15 protein-coding genes are annotated in these 18,665 nt (G+C 62.8%); 7 read left to right on the top strand and 8 right to left on the bottom strand.

The window, feature by feature from the left end:
- Positions 1-6 precede the first annotated feature (6 nt).
- The 4 genes from Q8M42_RS18885 to Q8M42_RS18870 form a co-directional block, all read right to left on the bottom strand.
- A complete protein-coding gene (locus Q8M42_RS18885; RefSeq protein ID WP_370870362.1) occupies positions 7-1,455 on the bottom strand; it encodes a hypothetical protein in 1,449 nt (482 codons plus the stop codon).
- Entirely contained in the window at positions 1,443-3,488 is a 2,046-nt protein-coding gene (locus tag Q8M42_RS18880) for a TonB-dependent receptor (RefSeq protein ID WP_305285262.1), read from the bottom strand. The genes Q8M42_RS18885 and Q8M42_RS18880 overlap by 13 nt, the downstream gene beginning before the upstream one ends.
- Positions 3,489-3,612: 124 nt before the next feature.
- Positions 3,613-3,999: a DUF2946 domain-containing protein gene (locus Q8M42_RS18875; RefSeq protein ID WP_305285260.1), complete on the bottom strand. Its 387-nt coding sequence runs from the start codon at positions 3,997-3,999 to the stop codon at positions 3,613-3,615.
- A 269-nt stretch (positions 4,000-4,268) separates the two neighbouring features.
- Entirely contained in the window at positions 4,269-5,186 is a 918-nt protein-coding gene (locus Q8M42_RS18870) for a LysR family transcriptional regulator (RefSeq protein WP_305285258.1), read from the bottom strand.
- Positions 5,187-5,289: 103 nt separating this feature from the next.
- Here Q8M42_RS18870 and Q8M42_RS18865 point away from each other — a divergent pair, with 103 nt between their 5' ends.
- The 4 genes from Q8M42_RS18865 (at position 5,290) to Q8M42_RS18850 (ending at position 8,910) form a co-directional block, all read left to right on the top strand.
- Positions 5,290-5,583, top strand: a complete 294-nt coding sequence (locus tag Q8M42_RS18865; protein ID WP_305285256.1) for a putative quinol monooxygenase — start codon at positions 5,290-5,292, stop codon at positions 5,581-5,583.
- Between the two features lie 10 nt (positions 5,584-5,593).
- Positions 5,594-6,610 (top strand): zinc-binding alcohol dehydrogenase family protein, encoded by a 1,017-nt coding sequence (locus Q8M42_RS18860; protein WP_305285255.1) that lies wholly within the window; start codon positions 5,594-5,596, stop codon positions 6,608-6,610.
- 167 nt (positions 6,611-6,777) lie between these two features.
- The gene (locus Q8M42_RS18855) at positions 6,778-8,661 is read left to right on the top strand and encodes a PAS domain S-box protein (RefSeq protein WP_305285253.1); all 1,884 of its coding nucleotides are present in this window, start codon (positions 6,778-6,780) and stop codon (positions 8,659-8,661) included.
- 69 nt (positions 8,662-8,730) lie between these two features.
- Complete coding sequence (locus Q8M42_RS18850; protein WP_305285251.1) at positions 8,731-8,910, top strand: hypothetical protein; 180 nt, start codon at positions 8,731-8,733, stop codon at positions 8,908-8,910.
- 2 nt (positions 8,911-8,912) lie between these two features.
- Here Q8M42_RS18850 and Q8M42_RS18845 read toward each other — a convergent pair whose 3' ends face one another.
- The 3 genes from Q8M42_RS18845 to Q8M42_RS18835 form a co-directional block, all read right to left on the bottom strand.
- The gene (locus Q8M42_RS18845) at positions 8,913-10,097 is read right to left on the bottom strand and encodes a multidrug effflux MFS transporter (protein ID WP_305285248.1); all 1,185 of its coding nucleotides are present in this window, start codon (positions 10,095-10,097) and stop codon (positions 8,913-8,915) included.
- Between the two features lie 129 nt (positions 10,098-10,226).
- A complete protein-coding gene (locus Q8M42_RS18840; protein ID WP_305285246.1) occupies positions 10,227-13,355 on the bottom strand; it encodes an efflux RND transporter permease subunit in 3,129 nt (1,042 codons plus the stop codon).
- Positions 13,356-13,367: 12 nt separating this feature from the next.
- Complete coding sequence (locus tag Q8M42_RS18835) at positions 13,368-14,507, bottom strand: efflux RND transporter periplasmic adaptor subunit (RefSeq protein WP_305285242.1); 1,140 nt, start codon at positions 14,505-14,507, stop codon at positions 13,368-13,370.
- Between the two features lie 137 nt (positions 14,508-14,644).
- On the opposite strand from Q8M42_RS18835, the gene Q8M42_RS18830 reads away from it, so the two are divergent.
- Complete coding sequence (locus Q8M42_RS18830) at positions 14,645-15,289, top strand: TetR family transcriptional regulator (protein WP_305285240.1); 645 nt, start codon at positions 14,645-14,647, stop codon at positions 15,287-15,289.
- Here Q8M42_RS18830 and Q8M42_RS18825 read toward each other — a convergent pair.
- Entirely contained in the window at positions 15,276-15,488 is a 213-nt protein-coding gene (locus Q8M42_RS18825; protein WP_305285238.1) for a heavy-metal-associated domain-containing protein, read from the bottom strand. The two genes, Q8M42_RS18830 and Q8M42_RS18825, sit on opposite strands and share 14 nt — an antisense overlap.
- A 149-nt stretch (positions 15,489-15,637) precedes the next feature.
- Here Q8M42_RS18825 and Q8M42_RS18820 point away from each other — a divergent pair, with 149 nt between their 5' ends.
- On the top strand, positions 15,638-18,031 hold the full coding sequence (locus Q8M42_RS18820; RefSeq protein WP_305285236.1) for a heavy metal translocating P-type ATPase: 2,394 nt from the start codon (positions 15,638-15,640) through the stop codon (positions 18,029-18,031).
- 203 nt (positions 18,032-18,234) lie between these two features.
- The gene (gene cueR / locus Q8M42_RS18815; RefSeq protein ID WP_305285234.1) at positions 18,235-18,633 is read left to right on the top strand and encodes a Cu(I)-responsive transcriptional regulator; all 399 of its coding nucleotides are present in this window, start codon (positions 18,235-18,237) and stop codon (positions 18,631-18,633) included.
- Positions 18,634-18,665: the final 32 nt, after the last annotated feature.

Here is an 18,665-nt window from a genome sequence, read left to right as displayed (position 1 = left end):
AGTGGTTCATCGGTGCTGCCCGCGGCGCAGCAAGCTCAGCCCCACCAGCGCCAACAGCACATGGGCAAACGCGACGATGCCCAGCAGCAGGTGCTTGTAGCCATTGCCAAGGCCTGCGAGAAATTCCCACTTGTGCAGGTAGGCGAAGGTCCAGCCTTCCGTGCGGTCGGCATCCTGCACACGGCTGGCCAGGGCACCGTCCAGCGGGTCGATAAACAGCGCGGTGTTGTGCGCATCGGCATAGCTGGCTTTGAATACCGGCAGACGCTTGAAGACGAAGCCGTACTCATGATCGAAGCTGTGCTGCAGCGTGAGCGCCTGCGCCTCACCCAGCCCCAGGGCCTTGGCGTAATGATCGAGGCGCTGCTGGGTATAACGGCGTGGCGTATCATTGCCCAGTTCACGGCCCTGAGCATCCAGGTAGTGCAGGCTGGGCATGCTGGCGAACTGCTGCCCCTGGGCACGCCAGATCGGCTTGCCGTCGAGTTCAAGCAGGCTGAGCATGTACAGCTCTTCACCGGCCAGCAGCCAGTCGGCCGCCGGTGCCTTATCCAGCTCGGCCACGTTAAAGCTCGGTACAAAGGGTGCCGGCCAAGGCTGCGCGCCCTGCTTGTGCAACAGGTGCCAGGCACCGCTGCTGGCAAAGCTCAGGGTCGCCACTGCCAGCCCCAGCCCCCACCAGCCGTGCAGCCGGCGGTTGAAGGTGCGGGCACGCCGACGGGCAACGAACAGGCTGATACCGAACAGCGTCGCCGAGACAATTGAGGCCAGCAGCACCAGCATCAGCACCGGCCGCAACGGGCCCGCCGCATCCAGCCAGCGAAAGCTGTGCATGGTCTGGAAGAACGCGCTGAACCAAGCCTTGCGCTCATCCACCAGAGTGCCGAGGCGGTCATGGAACAGGTCGACATACAGGCGCAACGAGTCATCACGCTGGGTGTCGACCCGCGCCACCGGCAGCAGGCGGTTGATAAAGGCGTATTCACCGGTGAACCGCTCGATGCTGCCGGCGTAGGCCAGCGGCTCGTCACGGCCCAGGTAATGCCGCGCCAGGCTTTCGGCATGAGGGCCGGCCAGCTCGACTGCCTGACCACTGCGTGCATGCCAATAACGCGGCTGCAGCTCGCCGGCCAGACGCGCCTGGTAATACGGCTCAGCGTCCAGTACCAGCAGGCGCAAGCCCTGCACTTGCGTAACACCCGCAGCGCCGAGCACCTGCGCAGGGCTGCGCAGGTTATCCAGCGGCAACACCTGCTGCGGTGTGGCCATGGTTTGCGGACGCGGCTGCAGATAGCCCATCAGCGGGTGCAGCATGCCGCTGCCCGCCCAGCTGAAGATGCCCAGGCAGGCCAGCAGCGCCAGGCGCTTGTGCCACGGCATCAGCCGCAGCAGGCGCTGGCGCCAGGTCAGGCGCGGTAGCTCTTGTGCTTGCAGGGCCGCCGTCAAAGCTTCCACTCCAGGCCGACATACAGGCTGCGACCGTCACCCGGCATAAACAGCGCGGCGTCCTGGCCACGGGCATTGGCGACTACGCCGGTGGTGGCGATATAGGTCTTGTCGGAGAGGTTGCGCCCTTCGACAAAGAAGCCCAGACCTTCACGTGGGCGATAACCGCCCTTCAGCCCCCAGATCGCATAGGCTTCGGCATACAGCGACTCGGCGTGGTCGGCGGCGTAGTGCACCGGCACCCACTCGACCGTCGGGCCGGCATACCAGCCATTGCGCTGCCACAGCGCCTCACCCTTGAGGAACTGGCTCGGCACGCCGGCAATGCGGTTGTTGCCGTAGGCCGGGTCGTTGTCGAAGCGGAAGTCATTGAGCAGGTACTGACCGCGCAACACCACCTCACCCAGCTGCCAGGCACCACCGAACTCGATGCCCTGGTGCACGGTGCGGTCGGCGTTGGTGGTGATGACCTGGGTCGGGGCCAGCGGGTTGACGTAACCCAGCAGCTCGTCGCGAATTTCGCTGCGGTAAACCGCCAGGTCCAGGTCCAGATTGCCCTGGGTGAGGCGCATACCGGCTTCCAGGGTGGTGGCCTTCTGCGCCTCGTTCTCGGTGACGATGGCGCCCCCGGTCAGCTCGCTAAAGGTCGGCGGCTCGTAACTTTGGCTGAGGTTAGTAAACAGCTGCACACCGTCGGCCAGGTCATGACGCAGGCCGATCCGGCCAATCCGGGCGCTGTAGCTACGGTTGAATGACGCATCTTGGAAACCCGTCGGCACCCCGACGAAGTTAAAGCTGCTTTTCAGCTTGTCATCGATATCGCGCTCGCTGTGCAGCCAGGTCAAGCCGCCGATCAGCGCCCAGTCCTCGGCCAGCGGCACCTCCAGCTCGGTAAAGGCATTCAGGCTGCGCGCTGTCTGCACCTGGCGGTCCACCAGGTTGCCGCGTTTACCGCGCACGTTAACGTAGTTTTCTGCCTGGTTACGGCCTTGCAGCGCTTCCACGCCACCGCTCCAGCGCCAGCCATCCGTGCTCTGCCACTTGTGGGTCAGGCGTACGCCGACATCTTCACTGTCAACTTCCAGCACCTGGAAGATGGGGTGCCACAGCGATTTCTCGCTGTAGAAGCTCGACAGTTCCAGGCTGTGCCCGCCGTCCAGTTGCAGGGTGGTGATATTACCGATGCGGTTGAGGGTGAAGTCGCGCTTGTTATTGCCGGTCACCGTGCTCAGCGCGGCCTGCTCGGGGTTACGCCGCAGCTGCGCCTTGGTCAGGCTGCCAGGGATTTCCGAATCGGTTTCCACGTGGCTGATATAGAAGCGGGTCGACAAGCGCTCGTTGATGCGCCCGCCGATATTGGCGAAATAGCGCTGGTTCTCCTGGCGCGCGTGATCGCGAAAACCGTCCTGGGAATAGTCAGAGAAACTCAGGTAGGCATCCCAGTCGCCAAAGTCTTCAGTAACCGCCCCGAAGATGCGCTGGTAATCGAAACTGCCCGCTTCGGTGCGCAGCTGCACCTTGGGCGCGGTCTTGCCGGTGGGCGTGACAAAGTTGATCGCACCACCCAGGTTGGCAGCGCCATAGCGCCAGGCGTTGGCGCCGCGCATGACCTCGATATGGTCCAGGGCAATCGGCTCGATGGCCTGAAAGTCACCACTGCCATCCGCCAGGTTGAGTGGCGCGCCGTCCTGCATCAGCAAGATGCCGCGCTGGTGGAAGGTGCGCTGCAGGCCCGAGCCACGGATCGACAGCCGCGATTCCTCGGCGCCGGAGCGCGACTGGATATACACGCCAGTGGCCTGGCCCAAAGCATCCTGCGGCGAGCTGGCGCGGCCGGTCTTGTAAGTTTCGGCATCGACGACACTGGCACCACCGGGAATCCGCGCAAACTCGGCGCGCTTCTCGGCAATCGTCGGCGCAGTGGCATCGGGCTGCTGCTGACCGACGATGGTGCTGTCTTCTAGTTTGAGCTGTTCGGCATAGGCGCAACTGGCCAAGCTGATGCTGACAGCCAACAGGCTGAATACGGATATCTGACGCATAGACTTCCCCAATTTCGGTCCATCGGGTGCCGCCTAAATGCAGGCTTTGGGCACCGACAAACGCAGTTTTTTATCTGGTTTCAAGTGATAGCGCGGCCGCAAATGCGGCCGCAGCAACAGCAACTCAAGCCAGAACGGGGGATGCGCGGGGATTGGCCGAGGGCCAGAGGTAGCGGACAGGTCGCGGGGTGAAGAAGAACGTCAGCAGTGGCGCGCGGCTGGGCGCCAGCAAGCCCAGCAGGCCGAAGAACGCCGCCAGAATGATCGCGCTGAAGGTGGAACTCAGGGAGCAACCGGAACCGGTGGCAGGATTGGGCGCAACAACACCGGAACCTTCCAGATCAGCACCGGCGCCAAAGTTGCCGTCGAACGAGCAGTACTGGCTGCTCAACCCACTGAGCTGCAGGCCGGCCATCTGTCCGTGACCGATACTGCAGGCGAACGCACTGAACAGCACGCTGAAATACAGCATCCAGGCCAGCAGGCGACGGTCAGTAAGGGTCATTTTCATGGGGCGCGACTCTAGCATTGCTCTGGGGCGCATGTGACGCAGCCGCACTGCGATGGATTGCCGCAGCGCGCTGGCGGCAATCTTAGCAGACCGTTGGAAAATGTTGGCGAGGAAGCCGAGACAAGGCGCTACGCCAGTAACAGCCACCGGCTGGTCAAAACGGCGAGGAAGCGGACTGGGCTCGCACGCGAGTTTACGAGCTGTACCTGAGCATTCCGAGCCTGTTTTTAACGCAGTATCGGCGACGTAGGTAGTTTTCCAACGGTCTGCTAGTTCGGCCAGGGTGCCTGCGCCAACAACTCCGCGCAGCGTGCTTGTACGAACTCACGCAGCAGCAATACCGGTTTACTCAGTTGCGCGCGATGCGCGCAGATCAGGTTGAGCGGCGTCGGCTCACCGCACAGCTCAGGCAACAACACCTGTAGACGACCTGCCCGCACATCGCCGGCCACATCCAGCCAGGACTTGTAGACCAGCCCGGCACCGCTGACCGCCCAGCGCCGCACCACATCGGCATCGTCGCTGACCCGGTCGCCTTTGACGCTGATGCCCTGCTCGCGCTTGCCATCGCTGAAACGCCAGCGGTCATGCAGCCGCCCACCGAGCATGTAGAGCAGGCAGTTGTACTCGGCCAGTTCCTCCACCGCCTGTGGCGCGCCATGCTTGCGTAGGTACTGCGGCGCAGCGCACAACACGCGCCGATTCAGCGCAGCAACGGGTAAGGCGACCAAGCTGGAATCCTCCGGGGCGCCGTAGCGCAGGGCAATGTCCACCGGCTCGCGAAACAGATCCGCCATACGATCACCCAGCAGCAGGCGCAGCTGCACCTGCGGGTGCGCCTGCTGAAATTCATCCAACCAGGGCAGCAAGGTATTGCGACCGAAATCCGACGGTGCAGACAACTGCAACGGTCCACTGATACCAATCTTGCTGCCGGCTAACTGCTGCCGGCCGTCATCCAGACTCTGCAAGGCCAGGCGCGCATGACCGAGAAACAGCTCGCCTTCGGGGGTCAGGCGCAGGCTGCGGGTGGAGCGACTGAACAGGCGCACCTGCAGTTGCTGCTCCAGGCGCTTGAGCGCGGCGCTGGCCACCGCCGGAGAAATATCCAGGCGCCGCGCCGCCGCCGAGAGATTGCCCAGATCGGCGGTAGAGACGAACAACTGCAAATCATCAAAACGCAGCATGGCGGCTCATTATCAAAAAAATATTGAAAGAGACTCTAGTAGCCGCCTGTTTTTCTCGTCAATCAAATAACCGAGCATGGGCAGCACTTAACCGGAGTCCACCATGACCACGCCACTGACCCTGATTGCCACCATCACCGCCCGCCCCGACCAGGCCGAGGCGGTTGAAGCCGGCCTGCGCCAGCTGGTGCCGCCCAGCCAAGCCGAAGCCGGTTGCCTGCAGTACAACCTGCACCGCCATCAGCAGCTGCCCAACCGCTTCATCATGGTTGAGCAGTGGCAGGACGCCGCCGCTCTCAGCGCGCACCAGCAGACCGCCCACTTTCTGCACTTCGGCGAAACCTGCGGCAACCTGCTGGAACAGGTCGATCATCAACTGATGCAACGCATTGTCTAAGGAGCCCTTTATGAAAGCTGTCGCTTATTACCACTCCCTGCCCGCCGACCACACCGACGCCCTGCAGGATGTTGACCTGCCGACGCCAACCACCGGTCCGCGCGATCTGCTGGTCGAGGTCAAGGCCATTTCAGTCAACCCGGTGGACACCAAAATCCGTCGCAACGTCGCCCCAACAGACGGCGCTGCCAAGGTACTGGGCTGGGATGCCAGCGGTATCGTCAAAGCGGTGGGCAGCGAGGTCAGCCTGTTCCAGCCCGGCGATCAGGTGTACTACGCCGGGGCAATCAACCGTGCAGGTGCCAACAGCGAGCTGCATGTGGTGGACGAACGCATCGTCGGGCACATGCCCAAGAGCTTGCCGTTTGCCGAAGCCGCCGCGCTGCCGCTGACCGCGATCACCGCCTGGGAATTACTCTTCGAGCGCCTGCAGATCACTCAGGGCAACACTGACCTGGGCCAGAGCCTGCTGATCGTCGGCGCCGCTGGTGGCGTTGGTTCGGTGCTGGTGCAGCTGGCGCGCCAGCTCACCGGCCTGACCGTGATCGGCACCGCCTCCCGCCCGGAAACCCAAGCCTGGGTCCGCGAACTGGGCGCGCACCATGTGATCGACCATCGTCAGCCACTGAGTGAAGAGCTGAAACGCATCGGCATCAACCAGGTCACCCATGTGGCCAGCCTGACCCAGACCGATCAGCACTATGCACAACTGGTCGAAGCACTCGCCCCGCAAGGCCGCCTGGCGCTGATCGACGACCCGGAGCAAGCGCTGGACATCATGCAGCTCAAGCGCAAAAGCCTGTCGCTGCACTGGGAACTGATGTTTACCCGCTCGCTGTTCGAGACCGCCGACATGATCGAGCAGCATCGCCTGCTAGATAGGGTTGCCGAACTGGTGGATGCCGGCACCTTGCACACCACCCTCGGCGAGCACTTCGGCAGCATCAACGCGGCCAATCTGCGCCGCGCCCATGCCCTGCTGGAGAGTGGCACGGCCAAGGGCAAGATCGTCCTCGAAGGCTTTTAAAGACGCTGAGACACCCCGGCTCATGCTCTGTGTGGGCCGGGCAGCTTTTTTATCGCGCGCCCTGCATTCGACAAGCCACAAGCTAGACTTAGGCCATTGCCTCCAGCAGTGTCGCTGGCAACAAGCCCATCAATCCTCTCGACCTGGCTAGCCATTGGCGGTAAGGGATGCGACCCGATCTTCAAGGCCCACTGCGCCTGGCTGGCGTATATATGCTGTTCAGCACCCTGTGGATTTTCGGCAGCGACTACCTGCTGCACGCACTGGTTGAGGACAGCGAGCTGGTAGCCGAGCTGCAAACAGGCAAAGGCCTGCTGTTTATTCTGCTTAGCACCGGGCTGATCTTCCTGCTCAGCCAGCGTGACCGGCAGGCGCAGCGCCAACTGCTGGAAAAACTCACCCACAACAGCCGCCTGCTGCAACACACCCAGCGCAACGCCGGGCTCGGCAGCTGGGAGTACCGCCACGCTTTCCACTTGAGTGACGAGGCGCTCTGCCTGCTCGGCCGCGACGCTGGTAGCCCGCAGTGCACCAGCGAACAGCTGCTCAGCTGGCTGCACCCCGCCGAACGCGCTGCCGTGCAACGCGCCCTGCAGGCCTTGCTGGAGGGCCACAACCCCATGATGGTAAGCGCCCGCCTGCTGCAACCGCAGCCACATCAGGCCACCTGGCTGATGCTGCGCGGCGAGGTCGACGAGTACGGCAGCATCCTCGGCACGGTGCAGAACATCAGCGCGCAGAAACGCGATGAAAGCGCCCTGCGCGAGAGCGAGCGGCGCTTTCGTCAATTGTTCGAGCAAACGCCACGAATAGCCGTACAGGGCTATGACCGCGAACGCCGAGTGATTTACTGGAACCAGGCCAGCACCCTGCTCTATGGCTATGCCGTGCATGAAGTGATGGGGCGCCGCCTGGAGGAGCTGATTGTACCGCCCGCGGCGCGCAGCAAGGTGGCCAGCGCAATCAACCTGTGGCAGCTCGGTGGCCCACCCATTCCCGCCGCCGAGGTGCAATTACAACGCAAGGACGGCAGCCTGGTGTGGGTCTATTCCAGCCACCTGATGCTGCGCAACAGCCTCGACCAACTGGAGCTGTACTGCGTCGATATCGACCTGACCGAACTGAAGAAAATGGACAACGAACTGCAGGTCAGCGAGAGCCGCTACCGCTCACTGGTCGAGCACCTCGGTGATGCGACCTTTATCACCGATGCCGCCGACAAACTGAGCTTCCTCAACCCGGCCTGGGAGCAGATCAGCGGTTACCCGATCCACGAAAGCCTGGGCAGCCCACTGCAACGTTTTATGCCGGAACTGGGCCAGACCACGCTGCGCCAACGCCTGGAAGAACTGCGCAGCGGCAAGCTCAGCAGCCTGCGCCTGGAATGCCAGCTGCTGACCCACAGCGGCCAGGCGCGCCGCGTTGAACTGCACCTCAACCTGAGCCTGCCCGAGCACAGCCTGCACGGCAGCCTGCATGACGTGCATGAGCGCCATCAAACGCAGCATCTGCAGCAGGCGCGCAATGCGGTACTCGACGAGTTGCTCGGCCTGCGCCCACTGCACAGCATCCTCAACGGCATCACCCGGCGCCTGGAAAGCCTGCAACCGCAGATGCGTGTGTCGATCATGCTGCTCGATGAGCACCAGCGCCTGCATGTTGGCGCTGCACCAAGCCTGCCACAGGCTTACTGCCAAGCCATCGAAGGGATTCAAGCGGCACCGGAGGTCGGCTCATGCGGGCATGCCGCAGCGAGTGGCGAGCTGGTCATTGCCGAGGACCTTAGCCAGCACCCCTATTGGCGCGACTACAAAAGCGTCGCCCTGGCCGCCGGCCTGCACGCGTGCTGGTCACTGCCGTTCAAGGATGACAGCGGCCAGGTGCTGGGCACCTTCGGCATCTACTACCCGCAACCCAGCCGGCCGAGCGCGGCGGATATCGCCCTGGTCACCGAATTCACCCGACTTGCAGGGCTGGCCGTGCAGTTCAGCGCCAACCCCAGTGCAACCCAAGCAAGCGAATCAGACCAACGGTACGCCAGCCGTGATTGATTTGTTACAGGTCAATGAAAGTTCATCTTGAGCGACTAGACTGGCCTTTCTTGCATAGGAGGCTCGGCGATGAACGTAATGATCCAACCGGTAAAAACAGCCGCTGGCTCAGGCTGGCAAGTAAGCTTTGGCAAGCAAAGCGTGACCTTTCGCAGTGAAAGCGAGGCCCGTCAGTTCGTCAGCACCCTGCAAGCGCGTCTGAGCGCGCCGCATATGCTGCCCACCCTGCAGCAGCGCGCGGCAAGTTAAGCTTATGCGCGGATCGCGCCGCGCTCGACCCAGCGGGTAAACAGGGAAAAGCTCACAGCCAGTACCCCGCACCCGAAGATCACCACGGCAATCGGCCAGGCACTGCCGTCATGCAGCACGCCAACCATGGCGGCGGCACTGGCGGCGATCACAAATTGCACGCTACCGAGCAACGCCGAGGCACTGCCGGCATGGCTGCCCTGCCCGGCCATGGCACACGCCGAGGCGTTAGGCAGCAGAATCCCCAGGCTGGCAATGCAGCCGAACAATGGGATCAGCAGCGGCCACAAGGCCTGGGGTTTGGCCAGCGCCACCAGCAGCAGGGCCAGGCCACAGGCCAGGTAGAACCACACGGTCTTGCCCAGCCAGTACGCCGGCCCATGCCGCGCCACCAGCCAGGCATTCAGCTGCGCCACCAGAATAAAGCCCAGGGCATTGCTGCCGAACAACCAGCCGTAGTGCTCGGCGGGGATGCCATACAGCTCAATAAACACGAAGGGCGAGCCGGCGATATAGGCAAACATCCCGGCAATCGCACAACCGCCGGTCAGCGCATAACCGAGAAACGGCAAGTCAGCAAACAGTCGCTTGTACTCACCCAGTGCGCCGCGCAAAGGTGCAGGCGGTGCATCCTTGGCCAGGGTTTCCGGCAGCCACTGGGCCACCGCCAGCAGGCAGATAAAGCTGAACAGCGTCAGGCAGATAAAAATCGACGGCCAGCCCAGCGTGCTCAGCAGCAGCCCACCACCCAGCGGCGCGAGAATAGGCGCCAGGCCCATCACCAGCATCAACTGGGAAAACACCTTGGCCGAGCTGATCGGGTCACACAGATCACGCACCACCGCCCGCGACACCACCATCCCGGCGCAGCCACCCAAAGCCTGCACAAAGCGCGCAGCAATCAGCCACTCCAGGCTCGGCGCCAGGGCGCAGGCCAGCGACGCCAGGCTGAACAGCATGACCCCGACCAGCAGCGGTTTGCGTCGGCCAAAACGGTCGGCCAACGGGCCGTATGCCAGCTGACCAATGGCCAGGCCGGCAAAGTAGGCGGCCAACGACAGCTGCACATGCTCGACATCGGTGGAGAACGCGCGTGCGAGGGTCGGGAAGCTCGGCAGGTAAAAATCGATGGCCAGCGGGCCAAAGGCGCTTAACGCGCCAAGAATCAACAGAAGACGTAACGGCATGGGTGTCCAGAAATGAAATAACCGATGGAGCCGCTGCAGCGCGGATAAACCCCGAACTACAGCGGACTGACAAACCGCTCCCGGATTGCATCCGGGCTACGGTTTGCCCTGACTAGCAGGGGACGGAGATCAAACCGGCGTTTCAGCCTTTTTCCGGCCTTTGCCGATTTTCTCAGCCAGCGATTCCACCAGCAGGTAGAACATCGGGATCAGGAAGATCGCCAGGAAGGTCGCCGCCATCATCCCGCCGATCACCCCGGTGCCAATCGAGTGACGGCTGGCCGAGCCTGCGCCCGAGCTGATCGCCAGCGGTACAACACCGAGAATAAACGCCAGCGAGGTCATGATGATCGGGCGGAAACGCAGGCGTGAAGCCTCCAGCGCCGACTCGAAGATGCCCATACCCTGGTGCCTGCAGATCACGGCGAACTCGACGATCAGAATGGCGTTCTTCGCCGCCAGGCCGATCAGGGTGACCAGGCCGACCTGGAAGTACAGATCGTTCTCGATGCCGCGCAACCACACCGCGAGAATCGCGCCGAACACCGCAAAGGGCACGGCAGTAACCACCGCCAGCGGCAGGGTCCAGCGCTCGTATTGCGCGGCGAGGATCAGGAACACCATGATCAGACCGAAGATAAAGGCACTGCTGCCCGAACCTTGCGACGCCACTTCCTGGAAGGCCGAGCCGGTCCAGCCGATGCTGTAATCGCTGCCCAGTACTTCATCCGCCACTTGCTGAATCGCGCTCAGGGCCTGGCCCGAACTGAAGCCTGGTGCCGGCCCGCCGAGAATTTTCGCCGCCGGGTAGACGTTAAAGCGCGCGTAGGTATCCGGGCCGAGAATCCGCTTAACCTTGACCAGGCTGGCCAGCGACACCAGCTCGCCACTGCCTGCGCGCACATAGACTTGGGACAGGTCTTCCGGCTTGCTGCGGAACTCCGCTTCAGCCTGCAGGCTGACCTGGAAGGTGCGCCCATACAGGCTGAAATCGTTGACGTAGTAGCTGCCGAACGTGGCCTGCATAGCGGTGAATACATCATTGACGGCCACGCCCAGGGCGCGCGCCTTGGTCCGATCCAGGTCAATAAAGTACTGCGGCACATTGGCACTGAAGGTGCTCTGCACCCCAGCCAGCTCAGGGCGTTTCGCCGCGGCTGCGAGGAAGACCTGCACCTTGGCCGCCAGCTCGGCGGTGGTGCCGCCGCTGCGGTCCTGAATAAATCCTTCAAAACCGCCGGTGGTGCTCATGCCGGTGATCGGTGGCGGGTTGAAGCTGAGTACCACGCCATCTTTCTGCGCGGCGCCCATGCCCATAAACTCACCGGTGAGGTTGCGCGCATCCAGCTCGGGCGTGGTGCGCTCGCTCCAGTCTTTCAACGGCACGAAGGACACCCCGGCGTTGCTGCGAGTGCCGAAGGTCAGCACGTCGAAGCCGGCAAAGGTCACCACATCCTGTACCGCAGGGTGCGCCATCAGTTGCTGAGTCACGTCACCGGTCAGTTTCTCGGTGCGGGTCAGCGAGGCGGCTGGCGGCAGGAAGTAGGCGTTGATCACATAACCCTGGTCTTCGTTGGGCACCAGCGAGCTGGGCACCCGGTTGAACAGCACCACCATCACCGCAATCATTGCGCCGAACAGCAGCAAGCCTACCGCCGAACGCTTGAGGAAGAAGCGCACGCCAGCGGTGTAGCCGTTGGTCAGCTTGTCAAAGACGCGGTTAAACGCGCGGAATGGCGCGGCCGGCTCATGGTGCCCAGGTTTGAGCAGCAAGGCGCAGAGCGCCGGGCTCAAGGTCAGGGCGACGATGCCGGAGATCACCACCGACACGGCAATGGTGATGGCGAACTGTTTATACATCTCCCCGGCCAGGCCGCCGAGGAAGCCCACCGGTACGAATACCGCGCAGAGCACCAAGACGATGGCGATGATCGGCCCGGTTACCTCTTCCATGGCCTTGATGGTCGCTTCACGCGGGCCGATCTTGTCGGTGGCCATCACCCGCTCGACGTTTTCGATCACCACAATGGCGTCGTCCACCACGATACCGATGGCCAGCACCATGCCGAACAGGGTCAGCAGGTTGATCGAGAAACCGAGCATGTACATACCGGCGAAAGTGCCGACCAGCGAGACTGGAATCGCCAACACCGGGATCAGCGTGGCGCGCCAGTTCTGCAGGAAGATAAACACCACCAGTACTACTAGGATCAGGGCCTCGAAGAAGGTGTGGATCACCTCCTTGATCGAGACCTGAACAAATTTGGTGGTGTCGTACGGCACCTTGTAGGTCATGCCGCTGGGGAAATTCTTCGACAGCCGCTCCAGTGTCTTGCCCACTGCTTCTGCGGTGTCCAGGGCATTCGCGCCGGGCTGCAGGTATACGCCAAAGGCAGCGTTCTGCTGACCGTTGAGCGAGGTCATCAGCGAGTAGTCCTGCGCGCCCAGCTCAATCCGTGCAACATCCTTGAGCAGCAGGCTGGCGCCGGTTTCGTCGGTGCGCAGAATGACGTTTTCAAATTCTTTCGGGTCGGTGAAACGGCCCTGGGTGGTCACCGTGTAGGTGAAGTCCTGCTCCTGCTTGAGCGGCTGCTGACCGAAGCTGCCGGCGGCAAACTGCGAGTTCTGCTCGCGGATCGAATTGACCACATCGGTCGGCGTCAGGTTGTACTGCGCCAGCTTGTCCGGACGCAGCCAGATGCGCATGGAATAGTCTTTCGAGCCGAACTGGCTGACATCACCGACGCCTGGCAGACGCTTGAGTTCGTCGATCACGTTGATCAGCGCGTAGTTGCTGATATACACCGGGTCGCGCGAGCCATCCGGCGAGTACAGGGTCACCACCTGAAGAATGTCCGAGGACTTCTTCTGCACCTTGACGCCCTGCCGGCGTACCTCTTCCGGCAGTTTGGCCAGGGCAGCCTGCACGCGGTTGTTGACGTCGATGGTGGCCTGATCGGGATCGGTGCCGACCTCGAAATACACTGACAGACTCATGGCGTTGCCGCCGGAGTTGGACTGCTGGTAGATCATCCCCTGCACGCCGTTGATCGACTGTTCCAGCGGCGCGGCCACCGTTTCGGCAATCACCTGGGCGCTGGCACCGGCGTAGCTGGCGCTGACCGACACCTGCGGCGGGAGGATCTGCGGGTACTGAGCGATCGGCAACGAGCGCATGGCCATCAGGCCCGCCAGCACGATGATGATCGAGATGACCGCGGCAAATACCGGGCGGTCGATAAAGAAGCGTGAGATCACCGGGAACGCTCCTTAGGATTGGCTGGCGGCTGGGGCGGCGACTTTGACCGGGCTGTCCGGACGCACCTTCGGCAAGCCCTCGACGATCACCCGATCACCGGCGCTGATGCCGGAAACAATCACCCAGCGACCTTTTGCGGTGTGTCCGGTGGTGACCTGACGCATACGCGCCACGCCGCCCTCATCCACTACATAGACAAAGGTGCCGCCTGGGCCCTGGGCAATCGCACGCTCCGGCAAGGTCATGGCATTGGGGATACTCAGGCCTTTGACCTGCACACTGACGAATTGGCCAGGCAACAACGTCTGCTCCGGGTTAGGCACCACGGCGCGCGCGCTGACGGTGCCGGTGCCGCGGTCAACCAGACTGTCGGTGAAGTCCACCTTGCCTTCCAGCGGGTAGATGCTGCCGTCACCAAGCTTGATCTGCACGCTCATCTTGCCGTCTTCCGGCAGCACCAGGCTGCCGTTCTGCAGGCCGCTACGCACACTCTCCACATCGGAATCCGGGGCGGCGAAGTTGACATAGATCGGGTCCAGCTGGGTGATGTTGCTCAGCAGGCTGGCACTCGGATCGCCGGCCACCATCAGGCTGCCTTCGGAGACGGTTTCCTTACTGGTGATGCCAGAGATCGGCGCTTTTACCGTGGTGTAGTCGAGGTCGATCTGCTTGGACTGCACTTCGGCCTCGGCAGCCTGGATATTCGCCTTGCTCTGCTCGAAGTTGGAGACGGCGTTGTCCAGCTCGCTCTCGCTGGCAAAGCCCTTTTTCTGCAGTTCGCGGATGCGCTTGAGGTCACGCTCGGTCTGCCGATAGCGCGCCTGCTCCTGCGCCAGCGCGCCCTTGGCGCGGCTCAGTGCAGCCTGGTAGGTGCGCGGATCGATGCGAAACATCACCTGGCCCTGCTTGACCTGGCTGCCTTCCAGATAGGTGCGCTCTTGCAGAATGCCGCTGACCTGGGCCCGCACCTGCACCTCACGGAAACCCGCAGTACGTGCGGAGTACTCAAGCTCCAGTGGCAGAGACTCGGCCTTGACCGTTTCTACCACCACCTCAGGCGCTGGCGGAGCATCGGCGGCAAACAGCGGGGCGGCCAAAAAAGCCAACAGCAAGGAACCGGCAGTGACCGGCAAGCGACGAGGAAAAAGCATGGGTGTCTCCGAAAAACGCAAGGCGCGACGTTTGAGGCGGGCAATGCTAGTTACATACACAAGTGTTTGTAAATAGAACATTACCCTTAAGTTCATTACACTTTGTGCTCAGCCTAGCCAGAAATACGCCTGCCGCCATGCGCCGAACCAAAGAAGAAGCCGAGAAAACCCGTTGCGCCATTCTTGAGGCCGCCGAAACGCTGTTTCTGGAAAAAGGCGTGGCGCACACCAGCCTGGAGCACATCGCCCGGCAGGCTGGGGTGACGCGCGGCGCGGTGTATTGGCACTTTGCCAACAAGGCCGATCTGTTCAACGCCATGCTCAACCAGGTGCGTCTGCCGCCTGAGCAGCTAGCCGAACGCATGCGCGGCTGCCCCGAGCACGACCCGCTGATGGCCCTGCGCGCACTGTGCATCGAAGCCATCGAGAACCTGGCCCGCGAGCCGCAGAAGAAACGTATCTTCACCATCCTGCTACGCAGGTGTGAATTCACCGCAGAACTGCGCGAGGCCGAAGAGCGCCAAGAAGCCTTTATTAACCTATTTATCGCGCTCTGCGAACAGCAATTCAACACGCCATCAGTGCGCCTGCGCCTGCATGCCGGGCTGACGCCGCGCCTGGCCGCGCGCACCCTGCATGCGCTGCTGATCGGCATGTTCTACGACTGGTCGCGCGACCCCAATCTATTCGATCCGCTCAGCGACACCGCGCCGATGATCGATGCCTGCTTTCGCGGGCTGATCCACGACTGGCCAAACCCTGCAGTGCTTACGCCAGGCTAACGCCGTAGCCCTGCTCGACGATGGCGACCATCAGCTGATCAACCGGAACACTGCTACTCACCCGCACCTCGCCACCGGGAAACTTCACTTTCACATCAGCCGCCGGGTCACAGGCCAACAGCGCCTCGGTGATGGTCTTGACGCAATTCTGGCAAGTCATGCCATCAACCCGGAATGCGTGAACCTGAGAAACCTGCATAAACAACCTCCTGAATAAATAAGCCGCCATGGTAACCGGACAGTTGCAGTCTTGGCCTTGCCATAAGGGTAAGGTCAAGGGATAAAAGGTCTTGACCTTGCCAGCGTGGCAAGGTTGATCCTGTGCTGGAACTCAATGGAGGACCACCCATGTCCAGCCTCACCACCTTCAACCTGCCAATCAGCGGCATGACCTGCACCAGCTGTGCCGGGCGGGTCGAGCGCGCCCTGGCCAAGGTGGCCGATGTCGTCAGCGTCAGCATCAACCTGGCCAGTGAACAGGCCCGCGTCGAAGCGCCCTCTGGCAGCCTGGAACAGCTGGTCAATGCCGTCAGCGCGGCCGGCTATGCGGTGCCCAGCGAGCGCCTGGAGCTAGCTCTTTCCGGCATGACCTGCGCCAGCTGTGCCGGGCGTATCGAACGCGCCCTGGCGCAACAGCCGGGCGTGCTTTCAGTCAGCGTCAACCTGGCCAGCGAGCGGGCGCAGCTGCAGGTGCTGCGCGGCACTGATCACCAGGCTCTGCTGCAGGCCGTCAGCCGGGCCGGCTACCGCGCCAGCGTGATTGACGATACAACCCAGGCTCAGCCCACCGCCGAACGGCATCTGCAGCGCGAGCGCTGGGCCCTGCTGCTGGCGATTGTGCTGACTCTACCGTTGGTCATTCCGATGCTTGTCGAACCCTTCGGCCTGCACTGGATGCTGCCGGCTTGGTTGCAGTTCGCCCTGGCCACGCCGGTGCAATTTATCTTCGGCGCGCGCTTCTACCGCGCCGCCTGGAGCGCCCTGCGCGCCCGTGCCGGGAATATGGATCAGCTGGTGGCCATCGGCACCAGCGCCGCCTATGGCCTGAGCCTGTATCAGTGGGCGGTGAGTCCAACCGGCAGCATGCCGCATCTGTACTTCGAAGCCTCGGCGGTGATCATCACCCTGATCCTGCTCGGCAAATACCTGGAAAGCCGCGCCAAACGCCAGACCAGCAGCGCCATCCGCGCCTTGCAGGCACTGCGCCCGGAACGCGCCTTGCGTCTGCAGGGTGGCGTCGAGCAGTGGGTAGCGCTGGGCGAGCTGCAGCTGGGCGACTGCATTGTGGTCAAGCCAGGCGAACGCTTCCCGGTGGACGGCCTGGTTCGCGAAGGCCAGAGCCATGCCGATGAAGCGCTGATCAGTGGCGAGAGCCTGCCACAGCCCAAGCAGCCGGGGGACAGCGTTACCGCCGGGGCGATCAATGGCGAAGGCCGCCTGCTGGTGGAAACCACCGCCCTCGGTGCGGAAACCGTGCTGTCACGCATCATTCGCCTGGTCGAAGACGCCCAGGCGGCGAAAGCACCGATCCAGAAGCTGGTGGATAAAGTCAGCCAGGTCTTCGTGCCCAGTGTGCTGCTGATCGCCATGGCTACGCTGCTCGGCTGGCTGCTGGCAGGCAGCTCGATCGAAACCGCACTGCTAAATGCCGTGGCGGTATTGGTAATTGCCTGCCCCTGCGCCCTCGGCCTGGCCACCCCCACCGCGATTATGGCTGGCACCGGCGTGGCGGCGCGCCACGGCATTCTGATCAAGGATGCCGAAGCCTTGGAAATCGCCCATTCGGTAACCCTGGTGGCCTTCGATAAAACCGGCACCCTAACCGCAGGCAGCCCGCGCATTGCTCATCTGCGCGCGGTTGATGGCAACACCACCCAGCTGCTGCAACTAGCCGGCGCCCTACAGCACGGCAGCGAACACCCGCTGGCCAAGGCAGTGTTGGATCAGTGCACAGAACAGCAACTGAGCCTCGCCGACGTAAGCAACAGCAAGGCGCTCGCCGGGCGCGGTATCGCCGGGCAGCTCGGCGAACGGCAACTGGCCCTGGGCAACAAACGTTTGCTGGAAGAACACTTTCTGCTGCCTGACGAACTGGCTGCCGACGCCCTGGCCTGGGAGGCCGAAGGCCGCACCCTGTCCTGGCTGCTGGAATTGGCGCCGCAACCGCAGGTGCTCGGCCTGTTCGCCTTTGGCGACACGCTCAAGCCGGGCGCCGTGGATGCCATCGCCGCGTTGAACGCACGAGGCATCGCCAGCCATCTGATCAGCGGCGACAACCCTGGTAGCGTCAAGGCCGTGGCCGAGGCCCTGGGCATCAGAGCAGCGCACGCCGACGTGCTACCGGCGGACAAAGCAGCGATCATCAGCGAGCTGAAAAAACATGCGGTGGTGGCCATGGTCGGCGACGGCATCAACGACGCGCCAGCGCTGGCTGCCGCCGATGTCGGCATCGCCATGGGCAGCGGCACCGATGTGGCCATGCACGCCGCCGGCATCACCCTGATGCGCGGCGACCCGCGCCTGGTGGCCGACGCCCTGGATATCAGCCGGCGCACCTACAACAAGATTCGCCAGAACCTGTTCTGGGCCTTTGCCTATAACCTGATCGGCATTCCGCTGGCAGCCGCTGGGCTGCTTAACCCGATGCTCGCGGGCGCGGCCATGGCGCTGTCCAGCGTTAGCGTGGTGAGCAATGCCCTGCTGCTAAAAACCTGGAAACCGAAGAGCTCGGAAAGCGTGTAGCCCGGATGAAATCCGGGAGCGCGTTGCTAGACGCCGAACCGCCCCGGATTGCATCCGGGCTACCAGGCTGGAACCCATAACCCTATTCGCGGCCATGGGCCGCTCCTACATGATTGCGTATCAACCCGCGCCTCCCCTGTAGGAGCGGGCCATGCCCGCGATCACGATTTCACGGACAGACCGCAAGATGGGAGGCAAGAAAGATGAATATCGGCCAAGCCGCCAAGCAAACCGGCCTGAGCGCCAAGATGATTCGCTACTACGAAAGCATCGACCTGCTGCCTGAGGCCGGTCGCAGCGACAGCGGCTACCGCCAGTACAGCCAGCAAGACCTGCATCGCCTGGCATTTATCAAACGCTCGCGCGATCTGGGCTTTTCCCTGGCCGAAGTCAGCCAGCTACTGGCCCTGTGGCAGGACCGTCAACGCGCCAGCGCCGACGTCAAAGCCCTGGCCGCCGCGCATATCAGCGAACTGGAACGCAAGATCGGCGAACTCAGTGGCCTACGCGACACGCTCAAGGATTTGATGGACAACTGCCAGGGCAACGACCGCCCGGACTGCCCGATCCTCAAGGACCTGGAATCCGGCTGCTGTCATTAACAGACGCTGCGATTAACCGTAGCCCGGGTGAA

Origin of the sequence: Pseudomonas sp. (assembly GCF_030684895.1) — a bacterium.
Lineage (GTDB): Bacteria > Pseudomonadota > Gammaproteobacteria > Pseudomonadales > Pseudomonadaceae > Aquipseudomonas.
This window is presented reverse-complemented; position numbering and strand designations above follow the sequence as displayed.